22 protein-coding genes are annotated in these 24,183 nt (G+C 73.7%); 11 read left to right on the forward strand and 11 right to left on the reverse strand.

The features are described from left to right. The first annotated feature begins 192 nt into the window (after positions 1-192). The 7 genes from ACIA8R_RS37430 (at position 193) to ACIA8R_RS37460 (ending at position 7,494) form a co-directional block, all read left to right on the forward strand. Positions 193-1,059 (forward strand): hypothetical protein, encoded by an 867-nt coding sequence (locus ACIA8R_RS37430; protein ID WP_397042370.1) that lies wholly within the window; start codon positions 193-195, stop codon positions 1,057-1,059. Between the two features lie 85 nt (positions 1,060-1,144). Then, complete coding sequence (locus ACIA8R_RS37435; RefSeq protein ID WP_397042390.1) at positions 1,145-2,011, forward strand: NADH-quinone oxidoreductase subunit H; 867 nt, start codon at positions 1,145-1,147, stop codon at positions 2,009-2,011. After that, the gene (locus ACIA8R_RS37440; protein WP_357698326.1) at positions 2,008-2,505 is read left to right on the forward strand and encodes an NADH-quinone oxidoreductase subunit J; all 498 of its coding nucleotides are present in this window, start codon (positions 2,008-2,010) and stop codon (positions 2,503-2,505) included. Before ACIA8R_RS37435 ends, ACIA8R_RS37440 begins: the two co-directional genes overlap by 4 nt. Then, positions 2,502-2,807, forward strand: coding sequence for an NADH-quinone oxidoreductase subunit NuoK (gene nuoK, locus ACIA8R_RS37445; RefSeq protein WP_357698325.1), 306 nt, complete (start codon positions 2,502-2,504; stop codon positions 2,805-2,807). The genes ACIA8R_RS37440 and nuoK overlap by 4 nt, the downstream gene beginning before the upstream one ends. Beyond that, on the forward strand, positions 2,804-4,681 hold the full coding sequence (locus ACIA8R_RS37450; protein ID WP_397042371.1) for a proton-conducting transporter membrane subunit: 1,878 nt from the start codon (positions 2,804-2,806) through the stop codon (positions 4,679-4,681). The genes nuoK and ACIA8R_RS37450 overlap by 4 nt, the downstream gene beginning before the upstream one ends. Positions 4,682-4,684: 3 nt before the next feature. Beyond that, a complete protein-coding gene (locus tag ACIA8R_RS37455) occupies positions 4,685-6,148 on the forward strand; it encodes a NuoM family protein (RefSeq protein ID WP_397042372.1) in 1,464 nt (487 codons plus the stop codon). Further along, complete coding sequence (locus tag ACIA8R_RS37460; RefSeq protein WP_397042373.1) at positions 6,145-7,494, forward strand: NADH-quinone oxidoreductase subunit N; 1,350 nt, start codon at positions 6,145-6,147, stop codon at positions 7,492-7,494. Before ACIA8R_RS37455 ends, ACIA8R_RS37460 begins: the two co-directional genes overlap by 4 nt. Positions 7,495-7,519: 25 nt before the next feature. On the opposite strand, the gene ACIA8R_RS37465 is transcribed toward ACIA8R_RS37460, so the two are convergent. Next, on the reverse strand, positions 7,520-8,179 hold the full coding sequence (locus ACIA8R_RS37465) for a FadR/GntR family transcriptional regulator (RefSeq protein WP_364090404.1): 660 nt from the start codon (positions 8,177-8,179) through the stop codon (positions 7,520-7,522). A gap of 31 nt (positions 8,180-8,210) precedes the next feature. Continuing rightward, positions 8,211-9,200 (reverse strand): ADP-ribosylglycohydrolase family protein, encoded by a 990-nt coding sequence (locus tag ACIA8R_RS37470; RefSeq protein WP_397042374.1) that lies wholly within the window; start codon positions 9,198-9,200, stop codon positions 8,211-8,213. 76 nt (positions 9,201-9,276) lie between these two features. Between ACIA8R_RS37470 and ACIA8R_RS37475 the strand changes: the two genes are divergently transcribed. Beyond that, positions 9,277-11,199, forward strand: coding sequence for a Xaa-Pro dipeptidyl-peptidase (locus ACIA8R_RS37475; protein WP_397042375.1), 1,923 nt, complete (start codon positions 9,277-9,279; stop codon positions 11,197-11,199). A 31-nt stretch (positions 11,200-11,230) separates the two neighbouring features. Here ACIA8R_RS37475 and ACIA8R_RS37480 read toward each other — a convergent pair whose 3' ends face one another. The 5 genes from ACIA8R_RS37480 to ACIA8R_RS37500 all read right to left on the reverse strand — a co-directional run bounded on the left by ACIA8R_RS37480 (position 11,231) and on the right by ACIA8R_RS37500 (position 16,480). Beyond that, positions 11,231-13,066 (reverse strand): hypothetical protein, encoded by a 1,836-nt coding sequence (locus ACIA8R_RS37480; protein WP_397042376.1) that lies wholly within the window; start codon positions 13,064-13,066, stop codon positions 11,231-11,233. Between the two features lie 27 nt (positions 13,067-13,093). Then, the gene (locus tag ACIA8R_RS37485) at positions 13,094-14,278 is read right to left on the reverse strand and encodes an FAD-dependent oxidoreductase (RefSeq protein WP_357697782.1); all 1,185 of its coding nucleotides are present in this window, start codon (positions 14,276-14,278) and stop codon (positions 13,094-13,096) included. Next, a complete protein-coding gene (locus ACIA8R_RS37490) occupies positions 14,275-15,015 on the reverse strand; it encodes a hypothetical protein (protein ID WP_357697784.1) in 741 nt (246 codons plus the stop codon). Before ACIA8R_RS37490 ends, ACIA8R_RS37485 begins: the two co-directional genes overlap by 4 nt. A gap of 37 nt (positions 15,016-15,052) precedes the next feature. Then, positions 15,053-15,253: a hypothetical protein gene (locus ACIA8R_RS37495; protein ID WP_364090389.1), complete on the reverse strand. Its 201-nt coding sequence runs from the start codon at positions 15,251-15,253 to the stop codon at positions 15,053-15,055. A 495-nt stretch (positions 15,254-15,748) separates the two neighbouring features. After that, positions 15,749-16,480: a hypothetical protein gene (locus ACIA8R_RS37500; protein ID WP_357697788.1), complete on the reverse strand. Its 732-nt coding sequence runs from the start codon at positions 16,478-16,480 to the stop codon at positions 15,749-15,751. A 222-nt stretch (positions 16,481-16,702) separates the two neighbouring features. On the opposite strand from ACIA8R_RS37500, the gene ACIA8R_RS37505 reads away from it, so the two are divergent. Both ACIA8R_RS37505 and ACIA8R_RS37510 read left to right on the forward strand, forming a co-directional pair. Beyond that, complete coding sequence (locus ACIA8R_RS37505; RefSeq protein ID WP_364090385.1) at positions 16,703-17,959, forward strand: Scr1 family TA system antitoxin-like transcriptional regulator; 1,257 nt, start codon at positions 16,703-16,705, stop codon at positions 17,957-17,959. A 190-nt stretch (positions 17,960-18,149) separates the two neighbouring features. Further along, positions 18,150-18,959: an SAM-dependent methyltransferase gene (locus ACIA8R_RS37510; RefSeq protein WP_397042377.1), complete on the forward strand. Its 810-nt coding sequence runs from the start codon at positions 18,150-18,152 to the stop codon at positions 18,957-18,959. A gap of 50 nt (positions 18,960-19,009) precedes the next feature. Here ACIA8R_RS37510 and ACIA8R_RS37515 read toward each other — a convergent pair whose 3' ends face one another. From ACIA8R_RS37515 to ACIA8R_RS37530, 4 genes are read right to left on the reverse strand one after another with little or no spacing between them, the layout of a single operon-like run. After that, positions 19,010-20,629 carry an MFS transporter gene (locus ACIA8R_RS37515; protein WP_397042378.1) on the reverse strand — a complete coding sequence of 540 codons (1,620 nt, stop codon included), beginning with the start codon at positions 20,627-20,629 and terminating at the stop codon, positions 19,010-19,012. A 37-nt stretch (positions 20,630-20,666) separates the two neighbouring features. Next, on the reverse strand, positions 20,667-21,086 hold the full coding sequence (locus ACIA8R_RS37520; RefSeq protein WP_357697796.1) for a hypothetical protein: 420 nt from the start codon (positions 21,084-21,086) through the stop codon (positions 20,667-20,669). Further along, complete coding sequence (locus ACIA8R_RS37525; protein ID WP_357697798.1) at positions 21,083-22,600, reverse strand: hypothetical protein; 1,518 nt, start codon at positions 22,598-22,600, stop codon at positions 21,083-21,085. The genes ACIA8R_RS37520 and ACIA8R_RS37525 overlap by 4 nt, the downstream gene beginning before the upstream one ends. A 53-nt stretch (positions 22,601-22,653) precedes the next feature. Continuing rightward, the gene (locus ACIA8R_RS37530) at positions 22,654-23,472 is read right to left on the reverse strand and encodes a DUF4253 domain-containing protein (RefSeq protein WP_364090374.1); all 819 of its coding nucleotides are present in this window, start codon (positions 23,470-23,472) and stop codon (positions 22,654-22,656) included. A 126-nt stretch (positions 23,473-23,598) separates the two neighbouring features. Between ACIA8R_RS37530 and ACIA8R_RS37535 the strand changes: the two genes are divergently transcribed. Beyond that, positions 23,599-24,183 carry an HAD-IA family hydrolase gene (locus ACIA8R_RS37535; protein WP_364090371.1) on the forward strand — a complete coding sequence of 195 codons (585 nt, stop codon included), beginning with the start codon at positions 23,599-23,601 and terminating at the stop codon, positions 24,181-24,183.

Genomic DNA, 24,183 nt, shown 5'->3' on the forward strand with positions numbered 1-24,183 from the left:
CGGCTGCTGGTGGAGGCGGAGGTGGGCCGTCGTGGCTGGCCGGTGGCTGTGTCTCCGGCGGAGGCGAGCTTGGTGGTGGTGTGCGGGCGTCCGGGGCCGGAGCTGGCGGGGGCCGTACGGGGGGTCTGGGGGGCCGTTCCGGTCCCGAGGGCGTTGGTGGGACTGCCGCCGGACGTCTCGGGTGGTGAGGTCGTGGCCGCGTTGGACGGGGCGGTTCGCGTCCTGGGGGATGAGCGGGGGCAGTGGGAGGACGCCCGTGACATGGCCTCGGGTTCGTCCGGGGACGGCGCGGGCGAACCGCCCATGGCTGAGCGAGGGGCCGATCGGGACGGGCTGAAGCTGGATCGGCTGCATGTTCCGTTGGGGCCCGTACTCGTGGACTGGCCTGCTGGGCTGGTGGTGGAGACCGTCCTGCAAGGGGATGTGATCCAGGAGGCGCAGGTGAGGGCCCTTCCTGCCGAGGTCGCGCGGGGTGCGTTCTGGGAAGCGAGGCCGGGGGAGCGCCGGGAGGAGACGCGGCGGCGTACGGCGGCGGCCCGTCTGGACAGCCTCGGCAGGCTGCTCGGCGTGGCCGGGTGGCCGGCCGCCGCGAGAGAGGCCCGTCGTCTGAGGGATCGCCTGCTCGCGGGCGCCGTCGATGACGGGGACAGGCGTCGGTGCGTCCGGTTCACGCGGCGGGTGCGTCGGTCGTGGGTGCTGCGGTGGATGCTGCGCGGCGCGGGCCAGATCGGCCCCGACGCCCCGAGACAGCTTCAGGGGGACGCCCTGGATCGCCTGCACCGGTGGCTCGACGAGATCGAAGCCATGGTCGGGGTGGCGGAGCCCGGGGAGGTGGGTGAGCGTGACGGGGGTTCCAGGGTGGTGAGGGAGTGGGGTGGGCGCGAAGGGATCGTCGGGGCCTTCGGCGGCGGGAGGGGGTCGGTGGGTGAGGTGCTGGCGTTGTTGCCGGGTCTTCTGGTCGGTGCCGAGCTCGCTGTGGCACGGCTGATCGTGGCCGGTCTCGATCCGGACCTCGACCGACTTCCAGCGGGGGCGGAGGCCGGAACGCGGGACGGGTGAGTCCGGGCGGGCAGCCGGCGAAGGGGTGCTGATGGCAGCGGGGGTGATGGCCTTGGGGATGGCTGCGGGGGTGGTGGCCTTGGGGATGGCGGTGTTGGTGTGGGGGGCGGCGGCCTTTGACGCGGCGCTCGGTGGGGCCCGGGGGGGCCGGGGGGTGATGGGGGCGCCGTTCAGGGAGGGGGCGCGGTTGGTGGTGCAGCAGCGGCGGCGGACGGATCGGGCCGACGTCCTGCTCACCCGGGCCGGGGTCGTGGTGTTGCCGCTGGCCGCGTTGCTGGCCGCCGTCGTCCTGCCGGTAGGGGGTGCGCCGGTGCTGGACATGGGGGCGGGGGTGGTGTGGTTCAACGCCATGGAGGTGTGCGTCTGGGGGGCTCTGTGGCTGGTCGGATGGGGGGTCAACGCCGTGTGGCCGCTGGTCGGCGGCTACCGGTTCCTGGCCCAGGGCATGGCGTACGAGCTGCCGCACATGTTCGTGCTGATCACCGCGGGCGTGGGGGCGGGGTCGTTGCGGTTCGCGGACGTCGTGGCGGCGCAGCGGGGGTTGTGGTTCGTGGTGTGGATGCCGGTCGCGTTCGTGGTCTATCTCGTCTCGGCGGTGGCGATGGCGTTCTGGGGGCCGATGGGGCAGCCGGTCGGCCGGGACGTGTGCGGCGGCGTGCCGGGCGAGCTGGGCGGGCCGGACCGGCTGGTCTTCCTGGCCGGACGGTACGCGCTGCTGGTCGTGGCGGCGGCCGGGGCGGTGCCGTTGTTCCTCGGGGGCGCGGCGGGGCCCGTGCTGCCCGGCTGGGGGTGGGGGCTGCTCAAGACCGTGGCGGTGCTGGCCGTGCTGGTGGTGGTCAGGCATCGGGTGCCGGTTGTGCGGATGGATCGGTTCGTGCAGTTCTCGTGGGTGGTGCTGATCCCGGTCACGCTCGCACAACTGCTGGTCGTCGCGATGGCGGTGCTGCCGTGAGCGGGGCGTTCTGGGGGCTGGCGGTCGTCGCGGTGGCGGGTGGGGTGGCGGTGTTCGTGGTGGACTCGATGGCGCGGGCGACGTTCGCGCTGCTGGTCTCCTTGCTGGCCGTGGGCGGGACGCTGCTGCTGATCGACCTGGAGTACCTGGGGGTGCTGGTCGTCCTCATGATGGTCATGGAGATGCTGGTCATGGCCGTCTTCATGATCATGTACATGATGAACCCGGCCGGGCTCATGCCGATGAAGATGGTGCACAACCGGCGGGGCGCGGCGGCCATCGCCGGGACGGTGTTCGTCCTGCTGGCGGCCGGGGCGCTGCTCGCGGCCCCGCCGAGCCGGCGCGGACGGCCGCCGGCCGACCCCACGCACGCGCTCGGCCTGTCCCTGATGGGGCCGAAGATGCTGGTCATGATGGTCGTCGGGGTGTCCATCCTGGCGACGATGATCTCGGCCGTGCTGCTGGCCACCCACCGGGGACGGTACGACCGGTGACGCTCCAGGCCTTCCTGCTGCTGGCCGCCGCCCTGTTCTCCGTCGGCCTGTACGGCGTCCTGTCCCAGCAGTCGATCGTCATGCTCATGATGGGCCTCGAACTCATGATCAACGGCCTGATCGCGGCCGGCGGCGCCTTCTGGTACCACGTCGCCCCGGCAGCCGCGGACGGCCAGGTCCTCGTCCTGGTGGCGGTCACCGTGATGGCGCTGGAGATGGCGATGGGCTTCGCGGTCACCACGGCCGTCTTCCGCGCCCGCGACGTGGACATGACCGACGCCGCGGGAGACCTCAAAGGATGAGCCCGTCCCTGTGGCTGCTGCCCGCGCTGCCCGCCACCGCCGGCGCGCTCCTGATCCCGGTACGCCGCGCCGCCCCCGCCCTGTCCGTCGCCACGGCCGTCGCGACGCTCGGGCTGGCCGTGCACGCGGTGGTGACCAGGCCCTCGGCGACGGCCCGGTTGATCTCCGGCGAAGGGCTGGCCGTGGACGGGCTCTCGGCGGTCATGGTGGTCACCGTGGCGGCGGTCGGGCTGGCCGTGCTGGTGTTCGCGGCCGGGGAACGGCGGTCGGGGCGCTTCCACGGGCTCATGCTGATCTTCCTGGGCGCGATGCTGGCGACGGTGACCGCGACGGACCTCGTCCTGCTGCTGATGGGCTGGGAGGTCATGGGGGCGATGTCGTACGCGCTGATCGGCTACCGCTGGCGTGACCGGGAGCACGTACGGTCGGGCGCCGTCGCCTTCGTCACCACCCGGGCCGGCGACCTGGGCCTGTACGTCGCCTGCGGCGCGGCGCTGGCCGGCGGCGGCGGGCTGGCGCTCGCCGGGCTGCCGGGGCTGCCGCCGCCGTGGCGCGACCTGGTGGCGGGCGGGGTCGTGCTGGCGGCGCTGGGCAAGTCGGCGCAGGGGCCGTTCGCGTTCTGGTTGTCGCGGGCGATGGTGGGCCCGAGTCCGGTGTCGGCCTTCCTGCACGCGGCGACCATGGTGGTGGCGGGGGCGTACCTGCTGATGCGGCTGCACGCCCTGCTCGCGGTCACCGGCTGGGCGGCGGCGGTGGTGGCCTGGACGGGGGCCGTGACGGCGCTGCTGCTCGGGCTGGTGGCGGTGGCGCAGCGGGACCTCAAGCAGCTCCTGGCCGCCTCGACGTGCGCGCAGGTCGGGTTCATGGTGCTGGCGGCCGGGGTGTCGGCGGTGTCGGGCGGGGCGGCCCACCTGGTCGCGCACGCGGCGGTCAAGAGCCTGCTGTTCCTCGCGGCGGGGGCCTGGCTGGCGGCGCTCGGCACCAAGGACCTGGCCGGGCTGCACGGCGCGGCGCGGCGGTTCCCGCTGGTGGGGGTGGTGTTCGCGGTGGGGGCGGCGGCCTTGGCGGGGGTGCCGCCGCTGTCGTTGTGGGTGACGAAGGACGCCGTCCTCGCCGGGGTCGGGCAGCCGGGCCTGCGCGTGGTGGCGTTCGCGGCGGGGTTGGTGGCCGCCCTGTACGCGGGTAAGGCGCTGGCCGAGGTCTGGCGACCCGCCGACACGGCGATCGCGACCGGGACCGCGACCGGGACCGCGACCGGGGCCGGGGCAGGGGCAGGGACCGCGACCGGGGCCGAGCGGCGGGCCTCGGGTGGGGTGGCGGGGGCGGAGCTGCTGCCGCTGCCGGTGCTCGCCCTGGTGGCGGCCGGGTTCGGGGTGGTCGGGCTGCCCGCGGTGCACGGCTGGTGGTCCCGGCTGGTCGGGGATCCGGGCGCGCCCGGCCTCACCGCGGGTGAGCTGGCCCTGTCCGGGATCCCGGCGCTCGCCCTGGTGACCGCCGCGATCGCGGTGCGGCCCGGGACGTCCGCGTTTCCGTACGCGGGCGGGGTGTTCGGGCGGTGGCTGGGGTTGGAGAGGGTGGCGCGGGGTGTGGTGTGGGGGCCGCTGCTGGGGGCGGCGCGGTGGGTGGCGTGGTTCGACGAGCGGGTCGTGCAGGGTGCGGTCGAGGCCGTCGCGCGGGCGGGGCTGGGGGCCGCGCGGCTGGCCGGGAGCCCGTTCGAGGCAGGGCTGGACGACCTCGTACGGCGGGCCGGCGGCGCCGTACGACGCCTCGGCGGGCTGGCCAGACGCCCTCAGACCGGGCAGGTCCACACCTACTTCGCCCAGGCCGTCGTCGCCCTCGTCGTTCTGGCCGTCGTGTTCGCGATCGTGAGGTGAGGCGTGCTCAACGTCGTCGTGTTCCTGCCGCTGGCCGCCGCCGCCCTGCTCGTCCTGCCGGGCGTCACCGCGCGCGCGGCCGGCCGGATCTGGCTGGCCGCCTCCGCCGCCGACCTGGCCCTGGTCATCGCCCTGTGGACCGGGTACGGAGGCGGCCTGGCGTACGAGACCAGGGTGCGCTGGATCCCCACGGCGGGCGCCGGCTACCACGTCGGCGTGGACGGCCTGTCGCTCCCGCTGATCGCCATGACCGCGGTGCTGTTCCTGCTCTGCGCCGTCCAGTCGCTGCGCGAGCCCACCAGGCCCAAGGCGTACGCGGCGCTGTTCCTGTTCCTCCAGACCGTCTCGACCGGGCTGTTCGCGGCGCTCGACCTGCTGCTGTTCTTCGTCTTCTTCGACCTGTCCATCGTCGGCATGTACTTCGTGATCGTCGGCTGGGGGCACGGCGACCGGGCCAGGTCCGCGCTGACGTTCTTCCTCTACACGTTCCTGGGCTCGCTGGCGCTGCTGCTCGGGTTCATCGGCCTGTACCTGGCCGCCGACCCGCACACCTTCGACCTCGCCGACCTCACCCGCCGCCCGCCGGACGCGGGCGCGGCGGTGCTGCTCGCGATCGGGATCGGCCTGGGGGTCAAGACGCCGGTTGTGCCCGTGCACACCTGGCTGCCGCCCGCGCACACCGACGCCCCGGCCGCGGGCTCGGCCATCCTCGCCGGGGTGCTGCTGAAGATGGGCACGTACGGGCTGGCCCGCATCGCCGTGCCGCTGCTGCCCGGCCCGTGGCGCTCGTACGCCTGGCTGGTCATCCTGATCGGCCTGGTCAGCGTCTTGTACGGCGCCCTGGTCGCGCTCGCCCAGGAGAACCTCAAACGGCTGATCGCCTACACCTCGGTCAACCACATGGGCTACGTCGTCCTCGCCCTGGGCGCCGCCGGGCTGGCCGGCGGGCCGGCGCGGGCCAAGGAGCTGGCGGTCACCGGCGCGGTCACCCAGATGGTCAGCCACGGCCTGGTCACCGGCGCGCTGTTCCTGATCACCGGCGTGCTGTGGGACCGCGCGGGCGGCTACGCCCTCGGCCGGTACGGCGGCATCGCCGGACGGGCCCCCGTGCTGGCCTGGCTCACGGCGGTGGCGGCGTTCGCCTCGCTCGGGCTTCCGGGACTGTCCGGGTTCATCGCGGAGTTCCAGATCTTCACCGGGGTGATCGGCTCGGGGGCCGTGGTCGCGGGCGCGCTGTCCGTCGTCGGCATCCTGATCACCGCGGCGCTGTTCCTGCGGGTGCTGCAGCGCGCGTTCCTCGGCGAGCCGGGCGAGCTGACGCCGCGGGTCACCGACGTGCGGCCGCGCGAGCTGGCCGCGATCGCGCCGCTGCTCGTCCTGTCGGTGCTCATCGGCCTGGCCCCGCGCCCGCTGCTCGACCTGATCGAGCCCGCCGCCCGCGCCGTCGTCGCCCTGGCGGGCCGATGACCGCACCCCATGGCGGCGCGGCGGTCACCGGCCTGCTGCCGGAGGTCCTGATGCTGGCGGGAGCCGTGGCGGCGCTGGTCGCGGGGCTGTTCGTGCCGCGCCACCGGCAGCGCGTGGCCGCCTGGATCTGCATGGCGGCGCTCGCCGGGGCCATCGCGGCGAGCGCCGACGCCCTGCGCCGCCCCGCCGCCCTCGCCTTCGACGCCTACGCCGTCGATCCGCCGACCGGCGCGGCCCGCCTGACCGTCTGCCTGGCCACCCTGCTCAGCGTGTGGCTCGCCACCGGACGGGCCAGGGGGAACAGCAGGGAGACCGAGCTGTACACGCTGATGGTGCTGGCCGCGCTGGGGTCCGTCCTCATGGCGGGGGCCGACGACCTGCTCGTGCTCGTGGCGGCGTACCTGCTGGCGAGCATCCCGGCGTACGCGCTGGCGGGCTTCGCCAAGGACGCGTCCGGCACGGAGGCGGCGCTCAAGTACTACCTGATGGGCGCCTTCCTCGGCGTGCTCATGCTGGCCGGGGTCACCCTCGTGTACGGCTGGTCCGGCGCCACCGCCTACCCCGCCGCGCGGGCCCCGGCCGTGGGCGCGGTGCTGCTGCTGGCCGGGCCGCTGTTCAAGGCCGGGGGAGCGCCCGCGCACTTCTGGGTGCCCGACGTCACCGAGGGCACGTCGGCGCCGGTGGCGGCGTTCGTCACCACGGTGCCCAAGATCGGGGCGCTGGTGGCGCTGTACCGGCTGGCGACGACGGTGCTGGACGAGCCCGCGCTGCTCGCCGTGCTGGCCGCGGGCACGATGACGCTGGGCAACCTGGCCGCCTGCCAGCAGGAGAACGTACGGCGGCTGCTGGCGTACTCGACGGTGAGCCAGGCCGGTTACCTGCTGGTCCCGGTCGCGGTGGCGGGACGCACCGGCCTGGCCGCGCCCGCGCTGCTGTTCTACCTGGCCGCCTACGCGGTGACGAACCTGGGCGCGTTCGCCGTCGTGGTCGCCACCGGGGCCGAGCGGCTGCGGGACTACGCGGGGCTCGGCCGGCGGTCGCCGTGGACGGCGTTCGCGCTGGTGGTCTGCCTGCTGGGGCTGGTCGGGACGCCGCCGACCGCCGTGTTCGCCGGGAAGCTGCTGATGTTCGCGGCGGCCTGGGACGGCGGGTACGCCTGGCTCGCGGTGGTCGCCGCCGCCAACACGGTCGCCAGCCTCTTCTACTACCTGCGCTGGATCCGCCCGGTCTTCGCCGCGGAGGGCCCGGCGCGGCCCGCCGTGCCGAGCCCGGTCGCGCAGGTGTGCGCCGCCGCCTCGATCCTGCTGGGCCCGGCCGCCGGGCTCGCCGTGCTGATCGCCCGCTGACCGTCCGCTGCGACGGGCGCGCGGGTCACAGGTCGCTCTCCTGGACGTCGAGGATGGCGACCGCGACCTCGACCGCCCTGGCCGCGTCGCCCGCCTCGATCGCCTCCAGCAGGTCGTCGTGCGACGGGTCGGGCGCCAGCGCCGCCTGCTCCTTGTCCCTGACGCTCTCGCGCAGCGCGTCGCGCATGCTGCGGTAGAGGTCGGCCAGCAGCGGGTTGTGCGCCGCGTCGGCCACCAGCAGGTGGAAGTCGGCGTCGGCGTCGGCGAAGCCGTCGAGGTCGCCGGTGCGCGCGGCCGACCCGCGGCGGGTCAGCGCCTCGCGCATCGCGGCCACGTCGTCGCCGGTGCGCTTGACCGCCGCCAGCCGGGCGGCCACCAGGTCGAGCCCGCGGCGCACGTCGATGATGTCCATCGCGGTCGCCCGGTCTAGCCGCCGGCGCAGCGCCACCTGCGACTCGTCGGTGGCGGTCACGTACGTGCCGTCGCCCTGCCTGGTCTGCAGCAGCCCGGCGTGGGCCAGCACCCGCACCGCCTCGCGCACCGACAGCCGGCTCATGCCGAGGCTCTCGGCGAGCCGGCTCTCGGACGGGATCTTCGTCCCGACCGGCCACGCCCCGCTGCCGATCTCCCTGCGCAGCTCCTCGATGGCGGAGTCGACGAGCGAGGTCCGCGCGACGTTACGCATGCGATCCCTTCCGTCCCGGTGGGCCTCCAGCCTAGAGGAGGGCGGCGGCCAGCCGCTCGATCGTCTCGCGTCCCTCCAGCGGTGTCAGCCAGGCGGCCGGTAGCGCCGCCGCGCCGCGCACGGCGCCCACCAGGTTGCCGCAGACCGAGCCGGTGGAGTCGCTGTCGCCCGAGTGGTTGACCGACAGCAGCAGCGCCCGCTCGGGCGACGGCTCGGCCAGGGCGCAGTAGACGCCGATGGCCAGCGCCTCCTCGGCCACCCAGGCGCCGCCCAGCGACTCGACCCGCTCGGCGGAGTGCGGGCCGGACGCGGCCAGGTCGAGCGCCGCGCGCAGGGCGCCGGACGTCTCCTCGTGCCGCGGCCGACCGGCCAGCAGGCCGAGGGCGCGGTGGACGGCGTCCTCCAGGGGCTCGCCGGTCATCACGCGGGCGACGATCGCGGCGAACGCGCCCGCGGCCAGGTAGCCCGTCGGGTGGCCGTGGGTGATCTGCGCGCAAACCGCCGCCAGCTCGAACGCGGCGCCCGCGTCGTACGGCGCGAGCAGGCCGAACGGCGCCGAGCGCATGACCGTGCCGCAGCCCTTGGAGCCGGGGTTCACCGGGCCGGGTGTGCCCAACGGCGACGGGCCGGGGAAGGGCCGGCGCAGCCCGGACAGGCAGGCGTTGCCCGGGGCCCGCCGCGAGTACAGCCAGCCCTCCTCGCGCAGCGCGCCGGTCCGGTGGGGACGGTCGCCGGGCGGGGGCGCCCGGTGCTCCTGGGTGTCGAGCCAGCGCAGGTACGCCTGCCGCACCCCGCCGGGCGTCGGATCGCGGGTCAGCGCCTCGACGGTGAAGAGGGTCATCTGGGTGTCGTCGGTGACGAGCGCGCTCGTGCCCCGCCAGGTGGCGACATATCCGGTGATGCCGTCCTGGCCGTGATGCCGGCGGATCTCCCGCAGCGACTCGAACTCGATGGGCGCCCCGAGCGCGTCGCCGATCGCGCCGCCGAGCAGGCAGCCCCGGATCCGGTCCTGTACGTCCATAGCTGGGATCTTGTCAGCTTTGGGGGCGGGTGAGAGATTGCGGGGGAAATCTAGACACTTGTCACGGAGGTCACGCGTGCCACAATTACGCCCGGCCCTCTTCGCGGTCGCCCTCACTCTGGCGATCGCGACCCCGGCACAAGCCGCTGCCGGACCCACGATCACCGTCAAGGACGGCCGGACGCAGCCGGTCTTCTCCTACGCCGACGCCGTCCGCGAGCACGTGTACGTCGAGTCCACCGTGGACAGCGACCTCGACGGCGCGCTCGACAGGGTCAGGGTGGACATCATCCGTCCCAAGGAGTCCGGTCCGGGCCTCAAGGTGCCCGTGATCATCGACGAGAGTCCGTACTACGACAACTCCGGGCGCGGGAACGAGGGGGAGCGCAAGCAGTACGACGCCTCCGGCAACGTCACGAAATTCCCCCTGTTCTACGACAACTACTTCGTCCCGCGCGGCTACGCCGTCCTCAACGTGGACATGCTCGGCACCACCAGGTCCGACGGCTGCCCCGACATGGGCGGCAAGGCCGACGTACTGGGCGGCAAGGCGGTCATCGACTGGCTGAACGGCCGCGCCAAGGCGACCAGGGCCGACGGCACCCCGGCCGTGGCCGACTGGACCACCGGCAAGGCCGCCATGATCGGCAAGTCGTACGACGGCACGCTCGCCAACGCCGTGGCCGCCACCGGCGTCGAGGGCCTGAAGACGATCGTCCCCATCTCGGCCATCAGCTCCTGGTACAAGTACCAGCGCTCGAACGGCGTGGTCTACAACTACGACTACGCCTCCTGGCTGACGAACTACGTCGACACCGACCCCGAGGCCAAGTGCCAGGCCGTCCGCGACCGCATGGACGCCGAGGACGGCGACGACACCGGTGACTACAACGCCTTCTGGAACGAACGCGACTACCTCAAGGGCCTGCTCGGCGACGCCTCCAAGGTCAAGGCCAGCGTCTTCGTCGTGCACACCGTCAACGACCTCAACGTCCGGCCGGACAACTTCTCCGCCTGGTGGCAGGCCCTGGCCCAGCGGAACGTGCCGCGCAAGATCTGGGTCGGCCAGTACCAGCACGTGGACCCGTTCGACTTCGAGGGCCGCAGGGACCTGTGGGTGGACACCCTGCACCGCTGGTTCGACTACTGGCTGCACGGCGTCCGCAACGGGATCACGAACGAGCCCCGCGCCGACGTGCAGCTCGGCCCGGCGCAGTGGACCACCCAGCGCGACTGGCCGGCCCCGTACGCGCTCAAGGCCGTGCTGCGGCCCGCCGCCGACGGCTCGCTCGGCCTGCTCAAGGCCCGCGGGAACAGCACCGCCACCTTCACCGACCTCGCGCTGAGCGAGAACGAGATGGTGGCCGACGTCGGCACGGCGCAGCCGGGCCGCGCGGCCTTCACCACCGGCGCGCTCCCGCTCGACCTGCGCCTGTCCGGCGTCCCCACCGCCGACCTGCGGGTCAAGCTCGACAAGCCCACCGCCAACCTGACCGCCCTGCTCGTCGACTTCGGCGAGGACACCCGCGTCGACTGGCGGCGCGGCCAGGGCGTCACCACGCTCACCGAGGAGGACTGCCACGGCGAGAGCACCGCGGCCGACGACGCCTGCTACAAGAAGGTGACCACGAACGTGGCCACCCGCCCGCTGGAGATCGTCGCCCGCGGCTGGATCGACGTCCAGAACCGCGACTCGCTCAGCCAGGCCCGGCCGCTGCCCGTCGGCACGTACGGGACGGTCAAGTGGCTGACGCTGCCGCAGGACTACACGTTCAGGAAGGGGCACCGGATCGGCCTGGTGCTGGCCGGGACCGACACCACCTACACCAGTGAGGAGGGCACCGGCGCGATCGTCACCGTCGACCTGGCCGGCAGCAGCGTGGCCGTGCCGTTCGTGCTCGGGACGCCGCTGACCGACGTGCCCAAGGACGGCGCCACGTTCAGGGGACCGCGGCAGCTCGACCTGCCGGAGCCCGAGCCCGGGTTCCAGTTCTTCTAGCCGCGCGTGAGGCCCCGGCGCGTCCGGGGCCTCATCGGCAGTTGCTCCAGTGGACGCCGCGCTCGGCGTCCAGCCGCCGTACGCCCTTGTCCCTGGCGATCGTCCAGCTCACCGGCAGGGTGAGCGTGCCGCCGGCGGTCGCCGTGCCGCCGGTGCGCAGGCCGTCGCCGGTGGCGCGGGCCGTCCAGACGATGGTGATCCGGCCGCGCCGCACGTCGGGCCCTCCGGGGCAGCCGGGCCGCGACCGCGGGTCCGTGACCCGGAACGTCGTGCCGTCCACGACGATGCCGCGCGTGCCGGTGGCCGAGACGACGCGGCAGGTCCCGGTGCACGACAGGGAGAACGACCCGGCGCGCCCGGACCCCAGCGAGACCGACCGGGGGGACACCCGGGCCGTGGGCGGGTCCGGTTTCGGCAGTTCGACCTTCCTGTCCTGGGACGACAGGCCGGAGCCGGCGGCCGGGCCGATCGCGGCCGTCCAGCGCGTGGGCGTCTCGGCCGGGAGGCTCGACTGCGCCGCCGTCCTGGTGACCGTCGTCGCGGGGTGGGCGCGGGCGTTGAGCACGGCCCAGACCAGGCCCACCACCAGCAGGCCGACGCCCAGGAGCAGGCCGAGCCTGGCCACCGCGCGGATCGGGGCCTCGGCCTCCTGCTCGGGCTCCTCGGGCTGCTCGCGCCAGAACTCCTGCCAGGGCGCCTCGCCGTCGAGCCGGTCGAGGGCGCCGGGCTCGCCGTTCCAGCCGATGCCGCCGTACCGGATGATCATGGCGCCGGGCGGGGCGGCGGCGCCGTCGCCGCCGCTCTCACCGGCAGCTCCACCGGCAGCTCCACCGACGGGGCCACCGACGGCGCTGCCGTTGGCCGTGCCGTTGACGACGGTGCCGCTCAGGCCGCCTTCGGCGCGGTCGCCGTAGACGAGTTTGTCGCCCGGCGAGCCGCGGAAGGGCCGGGTGCGGCTCGTCGGGGTGAACGGGTGCCGCCCGCGCGCCGCCGGTCCCGGAGGCTCCTGGTCGGCGGCGGCCGCGCCCGCCGCCGACCAGGGCTTTCCCGGTGTCGCCGTCGTGGGGTCGGCGACCGGGGGCATCGGCGTTGCCTCCACGCCCGGCGGGGCCCCGAGGGGCTCCACCAGGGTGCGTGCCTGCACGGGGAAGCCGTCAGCCCGCCAGAAAGGTGCGTCGGCGGGCAGCGGCTGCGCCGAGGCGAGCCGGGTGGGCAGTGTGCCGGGCAGCGCCGCGATCGGCAGCCGGCGCAGCAGCGTGGCGGCCGACATGGTGCGGGGCGCGGCCCGGCAGGCGGCGCAGCCCTGGATGTGACGGCTGATCCGGGCGCGGGCCCGCCGCCCCGGCGAGGTGACCCAGGCCGCCACCCGCGTGGTCAGATCAGGACATCCCGTACGGCCGCGCGCGGCGATGATCGCGGCGAACCAGCCCTCCAGCCCGTCGGACGCCCGCGTCACGACGGCTCGGACCTCGTCCCGGGTCAGGCTGAAGACGGTGGCCAGCTCGGCGTCGGACAGGCCGTGGCGCAGGGACAGGTCGAGCAGCTCGCGCAGCGGCCGGTCGAGGGAGAGCAGCGCCTCGGGCAGCAGCTCCGACATCCGCCCGGGACGCGACCACGAGCCGATGCTGGCCGGCTTGGCCACGAACGCGCGATGGGCGCGGGCCAGGGCGTAGAGCCAGGGCCGGTGCAGGGCGGGGTCGGGCAGCCGGCCCGCGTAGAGGTGGGCGGACACCAGCGCGCCCGCGACCGCCTGCTCGGCGTCGCCCGCGGCCAGCTCGGTGCGGCAGTAGTCGTAGAGGCCGGAGCCGTGCGTGTCGCACAGCTCGCGGATGGACTGGCGCGCTTCGTCCGAGAGCGTTCGCCACATGCGGTGTCACACCTCCTCAGCGGTGTCTCAGACGGGCCGGGCTCCGCCGGTGGATCCGGGAACGGTGTCGAGCAGCGAGGCCTGCGCGAGATAGGCCCGCGTGGCCTCCGGGTCGCCGGCGATGGCCCGCAGCCCGGCCATCGCCGCGGCCAGCCGGGCGCTGTCGCGCTCGCGCACGCCGGCCGGCCGCGTCCCGCCGCGCGGCATCACCCGCTGCAGCAGCACGGACCGCCGCCGCCACGCCCACGCCTCCAGCGCGGTGGGCGGCGCGAAACCGCCGAGCACGGCCGCGATCACCTGGCCGACCTCGGCGGCGTCGTGGATGCCGGCGTTCATGTTGAGGCCGCCGACCGTGGAGGTCAGGTGGGCGGCGTCGCCGACGAACAGCACCCGTCCGCAGCGGTAGGAGGTCAGCACGCCCCTGGACAGCCCGAACCGGTCGGCCCCGGTCACGTGGATGGGCCCGCTCGCCCCCGGCAGGGCGCGGCGGACCAGCATCGAGACGTTGGGCGAGGACAGCGGCTCGGTGGCGTCGCAAGGGATCCTGAAGATGATCCGCCAGTGGTCGGGCAGCGCGAGCAGCGTGCACGACTGCTGCACGTCGCGGACGTGGGTGAGCGGCGCCAGGCTCGGCAGCAGCCGGTCGAGCGGCGAGTCGGTGAACACACGCAGCGCCTGTGTCGGGTAGGCCGACCGGGGGAAGGGCAGCCCGAGCGAGCCGCGTACCGTGCTGTGGCCGCCGTCGGCGGCGATCATGTACCGGGCCCGCGTCCAGGTGTGGCCGACGCGGACCCGGATGCCGGTGCCCCCCTCGGAGACCCCGTCGACGCGCGTGCCGAAGCGCACGTCGACGTCGGGGTAGGCGTTCAGGGCCGCGAGCAGCAGCGGGGTGAGCGCGGCCTGGTCGGCGTGGAGCTTGAACGGGTGCTTGGTCAGGCCGTTGAGCCGGTTCATGCCCATCTCGGCCAGCACGATCCCCGAGCGGTCACGCCACTGCACCCGGTCGACCACGCGGCCCTTGGCGACGAGTTGCGAGGCCACGCCCAGCTCGTCGAGCAGGTCGAGCGTGGCCGGGTGGAAGGTGCAGGCCCGCGCCTGCACGGCGAGCTCGTTCTCCCGTTCCAGCACGGTGACCGGGATCCCGGCCCTGGCCAGCGAGAGCGCCGCGGTCAGCCCCGCCGGGCCGGCCCCGACCACGATGACGCCGTTCATGCGGGGCGCCTCCCCTGTTCCGCCATGTGGCGGCGGTAGGGCACCCGGCTGAGCGTGACGTGCTCGCCGATGGCCCGCGACAGGGCCCACCAGGCGGTGCAGAGGTTGGACGTGAGCAGCGTGCGGTCGTTGCCGGCGCTGAGCGGCCCGAGCACGGGCAGCGTGGCCATGCCGGTGCCGGTGAACAGCAGCACCGCGTCGCCGGGCACCTCGGCCCGCTCGACCTGGGTGATCAGCTCGGCCGGGGTGACCGCGTAGGAGGAGTAGCCGCCCTTGGCGGCCCGCACCTGGACGACCTGCGTGACGTTGAGCCCCGCCGTCTTCCAGAAGCGCTCGGCCAGCTCGGTCAGCCACGGCTGGTACGGCGAGACCAGCACGATGTCGCTCGCGCCGACGTGCTCGACCGCCTCCCTGGTGGCCTGTGTGGAGGACGCGAACGGCACGCCGGTCGAGGCCGACAGCCGGGCGCACTGGTCGCCGTCCTCGTCGGGCCCCAGCAGGTAGCGCGCCTCGCTGCAGGCCATGACCAGGGCGTCGAGCGGCAGGCCGTCGAACGCGCAGACCATGCCGGGCAGCGCCTCGTTGTAGCTCTCCAGTCGTTCGGCGAGCGCCACTCCCCGGTGCACGGGGAAGCGGGTGACGTGCATGTCGGCGCGCGAGCCGAGCAGGCGGGTCAGCTCGGGCTCCGCCGAGGGATTGGCGGGGGCGACGATCACGCCCACCCTGCCGCGGCTCATCTCACACCTTCCGGGTCGTGGACCGTGCGCATGACGGTCAGGCCAGCGCCTGGTCGATCTCGCCGATCGCCTGGACGGACACCTGCCGGATCCGGCGCAGCCGGTGGACGGTGCGCGCCGGGGCCTCGGCCCGTGCCGGCTCGTCCCGGCCCTCGCCCCTGGACTCCGCGGGCTGGGGCCGCGCGCCCCGGGCGTGCACTTCGTGCGGCTGCCGCCTGGACACCTCGTCGGTGAGCATGATCACTCCTGTCAGTCGCGGATCCGGGTGAAGCGGGCCGGGCGCGGCCCGCGGAGGTCATGGCCACCGGCACGGGGGCCCGCACGGATGCCGGCCCCCGGAGGGGGCGGTCGATCAGAGTCGTGGCGCCCGTCACGCCGATCGTCGCGCCCGGCGTCGCCGCCGTGCCGGTGGGGTCGATCGGGGAGCCGGGCGGGCCCGCCTCCCCGATCGAGGAGGCCGCCGCCCGATCACGGGCGGACGACCGCGAGGAAAGCCGGCCCCAGGCACTACCCCTTGAGTTGGCCAGCACGCCAGCCGCTACCGCGCCGGCCGTCAGCACCGTGCCGACTTTGTCGAGCACGTGACACACGGTGCCGGAGGGATGGGGTAGAGCCGGAGCCGGCCGCATGAGGGCCGCCACCTTGGCCGTCGCAGCGGCAGCCGACGTGGCCGCGTGCCGGGTCGGCGGGTCGGTGGGCGGCGAGGCCCGGCGTCGGGCGAGGAAGATCGGCGTCATCGCGCAGTCTCCGGATCGAGCGCGGCGGCAGTCCTGTTGGGCACGCTGACGCAGACCATGCGCTCGGTCAGCCCCGCACGCGGCCCGGAGGCGCGCGAGCGGACGGGCGGCGCGTCGCCGGCCACCGTGCGCGCGACCCTGGAGGCCAGCGCGAGGTGCTCGGCGCAGCGCCGGCCCACCTTCGACTCCAGCCCGGCCACCTGGGCCAGCCTGAGCCTGATGGGTTCCAGCGACGACCTGCGTTCGAGGCCGTCGAGGTCGGCCAGCCGGGCGGGCCAGCGCAGCGCGTCGCGGCAGCGGTCGACCACCGCGGCGGGCAGCTCGGCGGCGGGCAGCCCCTCGTGCCGCAGCCGGGTGGCGATCATGACGGCCGCGAACGACGTGCGGTCGAAGTGGGCCAGCCGGCCGGACAGGGCCGCGCCCAGCATCCTGGCGCGGTGGCCCAGGCAGACCGCGCTCCAGCCGAGCAGCAGCAGCCGGTCGGCCCCGGGCTCGGTGTGCCAGCCGGCCAGCCGCAGCTCGCGGGCCATGCGGTGGTGGAGCCGCCAGCGGTGGCGCGGGCTGTCCAGCCAGACCTCGACCCCGCCGAGCGGCAGCTCGGCGACATGGACGTCACGGCTCGTCAGCGGGCCGGCGACCCGCGCGCAGATGCGCCGGACCACCTGCTCCTGCCCCCGGGAGACCGGATCTTCCAGGAAGCGCGAGCCGCCGAGGGAGTCCATGGTCACGTCCGGCCACCTCCTCCCCGGAGACTCTCGCGAATCGTCCGGGCTGTTAAGCCACAGTTACCACGCGCTCCGATACTGTGCTGGAAAGAGGGGCTATGTCAACTCACACTTTGCGAATAAGTTGGTACCTACCCGCCGGGCAGAGCTGGCCCGCGTGGCAGGGGACAGTGGGGGTCTCGTACCTTAGGCTGGGAAAAGTTCACGGGCGGTAGGAGGTGCGCCGTGGCGAACTTCGCCGAACGGCTCGATCTCGCGCTGACCAAGCGCGGCTTCACAGGCGCGCAGGTCGCCTCCGCCCTCACCGAGGCGGGCATACCCATCACGCGCGCCTACGTCAGCCAGCTCCGCACCGGCAAGCAGACCAACCCGACGCTCCAGGTGCTCCGGGCGCTGGCCGCCTGCCTCCAGGTGAGCGTCGGCTGGCTGGTCGGCGACGAGCACTACGAGTCCGGCGCGGTCGAGGACCTGCAACTCCGGGCGGCCGCGATCGGCCTGTCGGCCTCCGGGCTGTCCGAGGGGTCGCTGGCCGTCCTGCGCGGCGTGGTCGAGCTCGCGCGCCGGGCCGAGGGGCTGCCCGGTGAGCCGGAGCCGGCCCCCGAGATCCCCGACGCCGCCACGCCGCTCAACGACTCCCAGCGCCGCGCGCTCGGCAAGCGGCTCCACGGCCTGCGCATGGGCGTGCAGCTCTCGGTCGAGCAGGTCGAGATCGCGCTCGGCAGGGGCGCCGCCGCGATCCCCGCCATCGAGGAGGGCCGCCTCGCGCCCACGCCGATCACCGTCGAGCGCCTGCTCGGCCTCTACGGCGTCACCGCCCCGCCCGTCCGTGAGTACGTGCTCTCCCTGGCCAGGGGCGAGCGCGAGGCCGCCTGGTACGACGCCCAGTCGGTGCCCGTCTGGCTGGCCACCGCGTACGCGCTGGAGCAGCGGGCCACGGTGATCCGCACGTACCATCCGCAGTTCGTCCCGCCGATGTTGCAGACCGAGGACTACGCGCGGGCCGCGCTCACCGTGGCCGGGCCCGCCACGCTCGGGCAGCCTTCGGTGGAGGAGGCCCTGGCGCTGGTCATGGCCCGCCAGGAGGTGCTGTCCGCGGCCGGTGACACGGTGTTGTGGGCGGTGATCGACGAGGCCGTGCTGCTGCGCTCGATCGTCGGCCCGCACGCCCAGCTCCGCCAGCTCGACCTGCTGCTCGACCACGCCAAGCGGCCCAACGTCTCGCTGCACGTCGTGCCGGTCGACGACCCCGCGTACGTGCCGCGCACCGGCCCGTTCACGCTGTGGCGCTTCGCCGAGGCGTTCGAGCCCGACGTCGCCTGCGCCCACGGTATCGAGTCCGACGAGCTGATCACCGACGTCGCCGCGGTCGAGACCTACCACCAGGCGTTCACGAAGTTGTCGGTGACGACCACCACCCGCGAGGAGACGTACGAGGTGCTGGAGGCCCACCGCGAACGCCTCTCACGCTCGATCGGAAAATGATCTCCTGATGGGCGGGCCATTCAGGTAAGGCATATTTCCGTAGAATTAATGCTTTTCCTGTTGTCTTCCGGCGCGTATCGAGGATCATATGGTCTGGGTCATCGAGTGGGGTCCGAAAGGACATCTTTTCCCGAGATAGTGGGCGAGGGGAAAGGGGCAACACTCAATGCGTCAGCGTGCCATCCGAAACTTGGCAAAGCTGGAGATGACCCGAGCGACGACAACCCGGGTGCTCGACGCGGCCGCGGGCGGGAAGAACAACTTCTCGGCCGACCGCGATCTGGTGCGCCGATATGACCAGGCCGCGTCCGTGACGACCACCGCCGCACGGGCCGTCCTGCAATTCCTGGTGCGCGTGGTCCGTCATTTGGCGGCGGAAGGCGTGGACCAGTTCATCATTGTGGGAAGCGGCGTGCCCAGCGGTCTTCCCGCGGGCCGGCAATTGCACGACGTGGCCATGGGAGGCCCAGGCGGCGCGCCCGCCCGGGTGGTCTACGTGGAGAACGATCCCATGGTGCTGGCCCTCGCGCGGGCCACCATCGAGCCGATCACCGACCTGGTCCGCGTGGTCGAGGGCGACGTGCGGGAGATCGACGCCATCCTCGACGACGGGGTGGTGCGGCGCTTCCTCGACTGGGACCGTCCCTTGGCCGTGCTGCTGCTGTCCACCCACAGCCTGGCCGACGACGCGTACGTCCACTACGCGCTCGAACGGGTCCGCCGGGCGGCGCCGGTCGGCAGTTACCTGTCGCTGGTGCAGACGACGTTCGACGGCGTGCCCGGCGAACTGCTGCCGGCGATCCGCGACCTGCTGGCCATGACGTTGCCCGGCCACGCGATCCGCGGCAGGCAGCAGGTGGCGGCGCTGCTCGACGGTCTGGTGCTGGTCGACCCGGGACTGGTGTGGGTCCCGGAGTGGCGGCCCGACGGCTCCGGCGTCGCCTGCTCCGACCGGCCGAGCTCGTCGGGCACGTACGGCGCCGTGGCCCGCGTCCCCTGAAGCCGGGGCCGGGGCCGGGGGCTGGGGCCGCGGCGCGGCGTCTCCGGGTGTCAGGCGCCGGTGGAGGCGGTGGCGGGCGTGGCCGGTTCGCCGGCCGCGCCCTTGGACGGCTCGACCCCGAACGCCAGCACCGCCACCACGGCCAGGACCAGCGGGACCGCCCCGAGCAGCGCGGTCGTGCCGATCGACGGCGCCGCGGCCCCGGCCACCAGCACGGCGGTCACGGCCACGCCGCCCGCCTTGCCCATCCCCGCCGACAACCCCGAGCCGCGCGAGCGCACCCGGGTCGGGTAGATCTCCGAGCTGTAGGCCGCCAGCACCGCCGCGATCGTCGCCGTCCCCACGATCGGCCCGGCCAGCAGCAGGTACAGCCAGGTACGGTCGTGCGCCAGCGTCTCGCCGGAGAAGGCCAGCACCGCCAGCGCCGCCCCCACCAGCGCCGACAGCGTGACGATCGTCTTCTTCGCGCTCCACAGGCCGTACATGGCGGCCGAGATGAAGATCAGCGGCAGGCCCAGCAGCGTCGAGTCGCGCAGCGCCCGGTCGGCCGTCTGCTGGTCGAGGCCCAGTTTCTGCAGGTTCGACGGGATCCAGAGCTGGAAGCCGTACGTGACCAGGCCGATGCTCAGCCCGAGGACCACGACCGCCACCGTCAGCCCGGTGAACGGGCGGCGGAACAGCCGCGAGTAGCCGCCCGCGTGCTCGTCCTCGACGCGCTCGACGTCGGCGGTGACCTCCTGCGCGGCCTCCTCGGTGGTGGCGGCCGCGCCGTACCGGGCCAGGACCGCGCGGGCCTCGGCGTCGCGGCCGTGCGCGAGCAGGAAGCGCGGCGACTCGGGGATGAACCGGTTGAGCAGGATGAGGAACACGCCGGTCGGCAGCCCGACCAGCCACAGGACCCGCCAGGAGAACGTCGGCGCCAGCGACGCCGACAGCCAGCTCGCCGCCAGGTAGGCGACGGCCAGGTTACCGCCGATGAGCACCATCACCCAGCCCTTGTGCCGGGGCGGGATCGTCTCGGCCAGCAGCGAGAACGTGATCGGCAGCATGCCGCCCGCGCCCAGCCCCATGGCCACGCACATGGCCAGGTTCCATTCGAAGTCGGGCATGACGCCGCAGATCGCGGTGCCGATGAACAGCACCCCGGCGAACAGGATCGACGGCTTGCGCCCGATCTTGTCGCCCATCCAGCCCCACAGCAGCGAGCCGAGCACCGTCCCGGTTAGCCCGGCCAGCGGCAGCAGCGCCACGGGCAGCTCGCCGGCCGGGTTGAGCGCGGACTTCAGGCCGTACTCCTTGGCCATGCCGGGTGCGACGAAGCCGAGCGTGATCGGCTTCATGGCATCGATGATCACCGCGACCGACATGACCACGATCAGCCCGATGTGCGCCGGCCGCATGCGCGCGTCGTCCAGCGCGCGGACGCGTACCTCGGCGGCGGGCCGGGCGGTGAGCGCGCCGGGCGGGATCAGCCCGTACGCGGTGACCGCCAGCCCCGCCACGATCAGCGCCATGCCGATCGCCATCGGCGGGTCCATCGGCATGCCCGCCAGGCGGTAGTGCATGTCGGCGCCGTGCAGGTACATCGGCAGATGCAGCACGACCCCGGCCACCGTGGCCAGGAAACCGAGCCAGAAGTACAGCGGTCGAGCCAGCTCGACGCCCCCCATTGCCCCTCCGTGAGCAGATCAGTGAGCAGATCCGTGATCAGAGCAGGCGGCCGCCGCGCAGCCGCCATTCGACGAACAACACCCGCATCGGCCCGTTCACGAACAACCACTGGCCGAGCCAGACGAAGGCGAACATCACCGCGAACGCCCCCACGCCGACCGGGCCGGTGACCCCGGGAACGAGCCCGCCGTCCAGCAGCAGCCACGTCAGCAGCCCCTCGGGCACGGCCGTGACCAGCCCGAACAGCGTCGGCCAGTCCTTGTCCCAGCGGAACTGCATGAGCAGGTGGTACAGCAGCTCCCAGCCGACGCCCGCGACGGCGACGGCCAGCAGCACGAGATAGGCGTCCTTGAAGGACATCGGCAGCACCAGGGTGATCAGCGCGGTCAGCGCCGCGCCCACGGTGGCCAGCGTGAACAGCCGGGTCTGCAACCGCCCGGCCAGCGTCGGGATCAAGCGGGCCTCCTGTTCGCCGCCCACCGCAGCCACTGGGCGGCGGACCTCATCGGCCCGAGCCCCTTGCAGAACCCGCGCCTGGTCAGGTCGGCGGCGATGTCGAGCGCGGCGGTCTGCATGCCCAGGAAGCTGTCCACGGCCAGGAAGTGGTTGCCGGCCGTGGCGGCGCCCGAGGCGTACAGGACACCGCCCTCGCTCTCGGCGCCGAGCACCTCGAAATGCGGGCCGACGCGCAGCCGGCCGGCCTTGTTGGGCTGGGCGCCGCCGTGCCGCAGCAGGTCGTCGAGCACGCGGTGCTCCGGCATGTCGGCCTCCAGCCCGGTGCAGTCGATGATGAAGTCGGACACGTACTGCATGGCGGCGGCGTGCACGCTGCTGGTGTGGGTGACCAGGCGGCCGTCGGGGGCCTGCTCGATGCGGTCGACCACGGCCTGGGTGGGGTGGTACCAGTTGCCCTGGCGGCCCCTGCGCATCTGCTCCTGCCAGCGGGCCAGCTTCGGGGTGGTGGTGCCGGCCACCGTCTTGGAGATCGCGGCGCGCTGCTCGGGCGTGGCCTTCCTGAAACGGGCCTTGAGCTGGCCGCCGAAGGCCGACTTGGGCATCGTGAACGCCTGGTAGGCCCAGCCGTCGCCGCCCTGGCGCCGCATGAAGACGCTGGGGCCGTGCGGGCCGGCCACGTACGTGCGGAACAGGTGGACGATCTGGGTGTGCAGGCCGTACCGCTCACGGTCGTCCATCAGGCGCTGGAGCACCCGCGAGGCCACGATCCCGGCGCCGCGCACGACCACCACCCCGGGACGCTTGCGCAACTGGTCGTAGACGTGCTCGTGCGGCTCGTACGCGTTGACCACCCGGTACCGCTCGCCCTTGGCCTGCCGGAACTCCTGGAGGTCGTCGAGGAACTTCAGCCCCGGGTAGCCGACGGCCAGGTGCACGTACTGGGAGCGCAGCACCACCCGCTTGGTCGGCGAGGTGCCCGACGGCGGCGTGAGCACGGTGAAGTACCCGCCGCCCAGCCGTTTCCTGACCATGCGCACCTGGCCCTTGGCCAGCATGTGCCAGTAGCCGATGCGGTCGGCCTCGCGCCGCACGGTCTGCGTGACCAGCCCGGCGCGCGGGCTGTAGAAGTCGGTGAACAGCGGCTCGGCGAGCACCTGGAGGATCGGCTTGAGCGAGCCGTCCTGCCACGCCTCCTGCACCGCGTACGAGGGGAAGCCCCAGATGTTGTCGGGACGCGCGCCGGCGTCGGAGCGGATGCGCTCGTGCGCGGGCAACTGGGAGACGCGGGTCAGGTACTCCCACGTCTGCCACGGTGTGTCGCTGGTGGACAGCACCCGCATCGCGGGGATCGGCACGCCCCGGACGCGCAACACGTCGACCAGGGTGAACGAGCCCAGCCCGCCGCCCACCGACACCAGCGGCACGTCATGGACGGGGATGCCGGCCGCCTGCACCAGCCGGTCCGTCCAGGACGAGGAATGCAGTAGCTCCGGAGTCAGGTCTCCCCGTGACATTCTGTGACCGAGCCCTCCCTGTCGCGGTTAAAGCTAGCGTAAAAGCCGGGCATTCAGTCCCACCAGAACGACCAGGCGTGTTGCCCGATGATCTGCTCGGCGTACCCCTGGAGGTCGCCCGGCCCCTGCACGACGTTGTCGGGGCAGAACGCCCAGTGCTCGGCGGCGACGTGCAGGGCGTGCTCGGGGTCGGCGGGCGGCGCGGCCACGCTCAGGTCGAGCGTGTTGAACCCGACGCTCACCACGCGGGCCCCGAACCGGTCCTCCCAGCTCCGCACCACGGCCGCCAGCGGCACCATCCACTCGTTGTGGTGCAGCGCGCCCTGCCAGCCCATGACCGCCAGCGCGTCGGCCCCCCGCCCGGCCGCCACCAGCCCGAGCGGCATGCCCTTGGGCGCCAGCTCGCGGGCCAGCCAGTCGGCCACGTCGCCGGGGTCGGCGCGGGGCACCCCCGGCGGCGCCAGCCCCGGGCAGAGCGCCCCGTACGGCTCTAACTCCGCCAGTGCGTCGCGCGGCATCTGCGACACCCACTCCTGCCACACCTCGGTCATGAACCCCTCGGCGGTGAAGTGGCCGATCAGCAGCGGGTCGTCGGGCACGATCTGCCCGATCGCCCACGGCTGGGCCGACTCGTCGAGCAGGACCGGCCACAGGCCGCTGTGCGGATGCCAGACCCGCATGAACGACCAGTCCTCGCCCGCGGCGCGCTCGTCGCTCATCCAGAACGCCGGCCGGGCCGCCGCGACCTGCCGGGTGTAGGCCGGGTCGGGCCAGACCACGTCGCCTTCGGGCAGGCCCGGGGGCAGTCTGCGCCCCTTGCCGCCGTCGGCGAACAGCTGGCACAACTCAGGTGGCAGCTGGTGATCGTCCATGCCCTACCGTTCCGATACCGAATCCCGTCTCGGAGATGGTAGTGCCGCGGGTCGCCCCGGGTCTTTGGTGGCACGCGAAACCTTCTCGGACCAGCGGATGCGGTGCTTCACGGCACAATGATGGCTGTGATCCCCTTCGACGCGGTTCTCACCGATCTTGATGGCGTGCTCCGCCTCTTCGACCACACCGTCCAGGCCGAGATCGAGGCCAGGTACGCCCTGCCGCTCATGGCCACGGCCTTCGCCCCGGAGCTGATCGAGCCCGCCACGCTGGGCCGGATGACCGAGCGCGAGTGGCTGGACGCGGTCGCGGTCGCCCTCGGCGGCGACGAACGCGCCAGGCAGGCGGTGGCCGAGTTCGGGGCGGTGCCGTTCCGGGTGGACGAGGAGGTCAGGGCGCTGCTGGCCAAGGCGCAGCAGCACGTGCCGGTGATCATCGTGACCAATGCCATGGACACCGTGGAGGAGCACCTCGACCGGCTGGGCCTCACCTACTTCGCCGACGACCTGGTCAGCAGCGCCAGGGTCGGGGTGGCCAAGCCCGATCCGCGCATCTACGAGATCGCCGCCGAACGCGCCGGGGCCGACCCCGCGCGCTGCCTGTTCGTCGACGACCGGCTGCCGAACGTGGAGGCCGCCAGGGCGCTCGGCATGACGGGCGTGCACTACCGGAGCGTCGCCGACCTGGCGGCCGTCCTCGGTCACCTCTGA

The sequence above is a fragment of the Nonomuraea sp. NPDC051191 genome (assembly GCF_044455665.1).
Classification (GTDB): Bacteria; Actinomycetota; Actinomycetes; order Streptosporangiales; family Streptosporangiaceae; genus Nonomuraea.

Coding starts and splice junctions, on each gene's coding strand:
- ACIA8R_RS37435 (WP_397042390.1), top strand. CDS start 1,145: ATGGCGGTGTTGGTGTGGGGGGCGGCGGCCTTTGACGCGGCGCTCGGT.
- ACIA8R_RS37450 (WP_397042371.1), top strand. CDS start 2,804: ATGAGCCCGTCCCTGTGGCTGCTGCCCGCGCTGCCCGCCACCGCCGGC.
- ACIA8R_RS37460 (WP_397042373.1), top strand. CDS start 6,145: ATGACCGCACCCCATGGCGGCGCGGCGGTCACCGGCCTGCTGCCGGAG.
- ACIA8R_RS37465 (WP_364090404.1), bottom strand. CDS start 8,179: ATGCGTAACGTCGCGCGGACCTCGCTCGTCGACTCCGCCATCGAGGAG.
- ACIA8R_RS37470 (WP_397042374.1), bottom strand. CDS start 9,200: ATGGACGTACAGGACCGGATCCGGGGCTGCCTGCTCGGCGGCGCGATC.
- ACIA8R_RS37480 (WP_397042376.1), bottom strand. CDS start 13,066: ATGTGGCGAACGCTCTCGGACGAAGCGCGCCAGTCCATCCGCGAGCTG.
- ACIA8R_RS37485 (WP_357697782.1), bottom strand. CDS start 14,278: ATGAACGGCGTCATCGTGGTCGGGGCCGGCCCGGCGGGGCTGACCGCG.
- ACIA8R_RS37490 (WP_357697784.1), bottom strand. CDS start 15,015: ATGAGCCGCGGCAGGGTGGGCGTGATCGTCGCCCCCGCCAATCCCTCG.
- ACIA8R_RS37495 (WP_364090389.1), bottom strand. CDS start 15,253: ATGCTCACCGACGAGGTGTCCAGGCGGCAGCCGCACGAAGTGCACGCC.
- ACIA8R_RS37515 (WP_397042378.1), bottom strand. CDS start 20,629: ATGGGGGGCGTCGAGCTGGCTCGACCGCTGTACTTCTGGCTCGGTTTC.
- ACIA8R_RS37525 (WP_357697798.1), bottom strand. CDS start 22,600: ATGTCACGGGGAGACCTGACTCCGGAGCTACTGCATTCCTCGTCCTGG.
- ACIA8R_RS37530 (WP_364090374.1), bottom strand. CDS start 23,472: ATGGACGATCACCAGCTGCCACCTGAGTTGTGCCAGCTGTTCGCCGAC.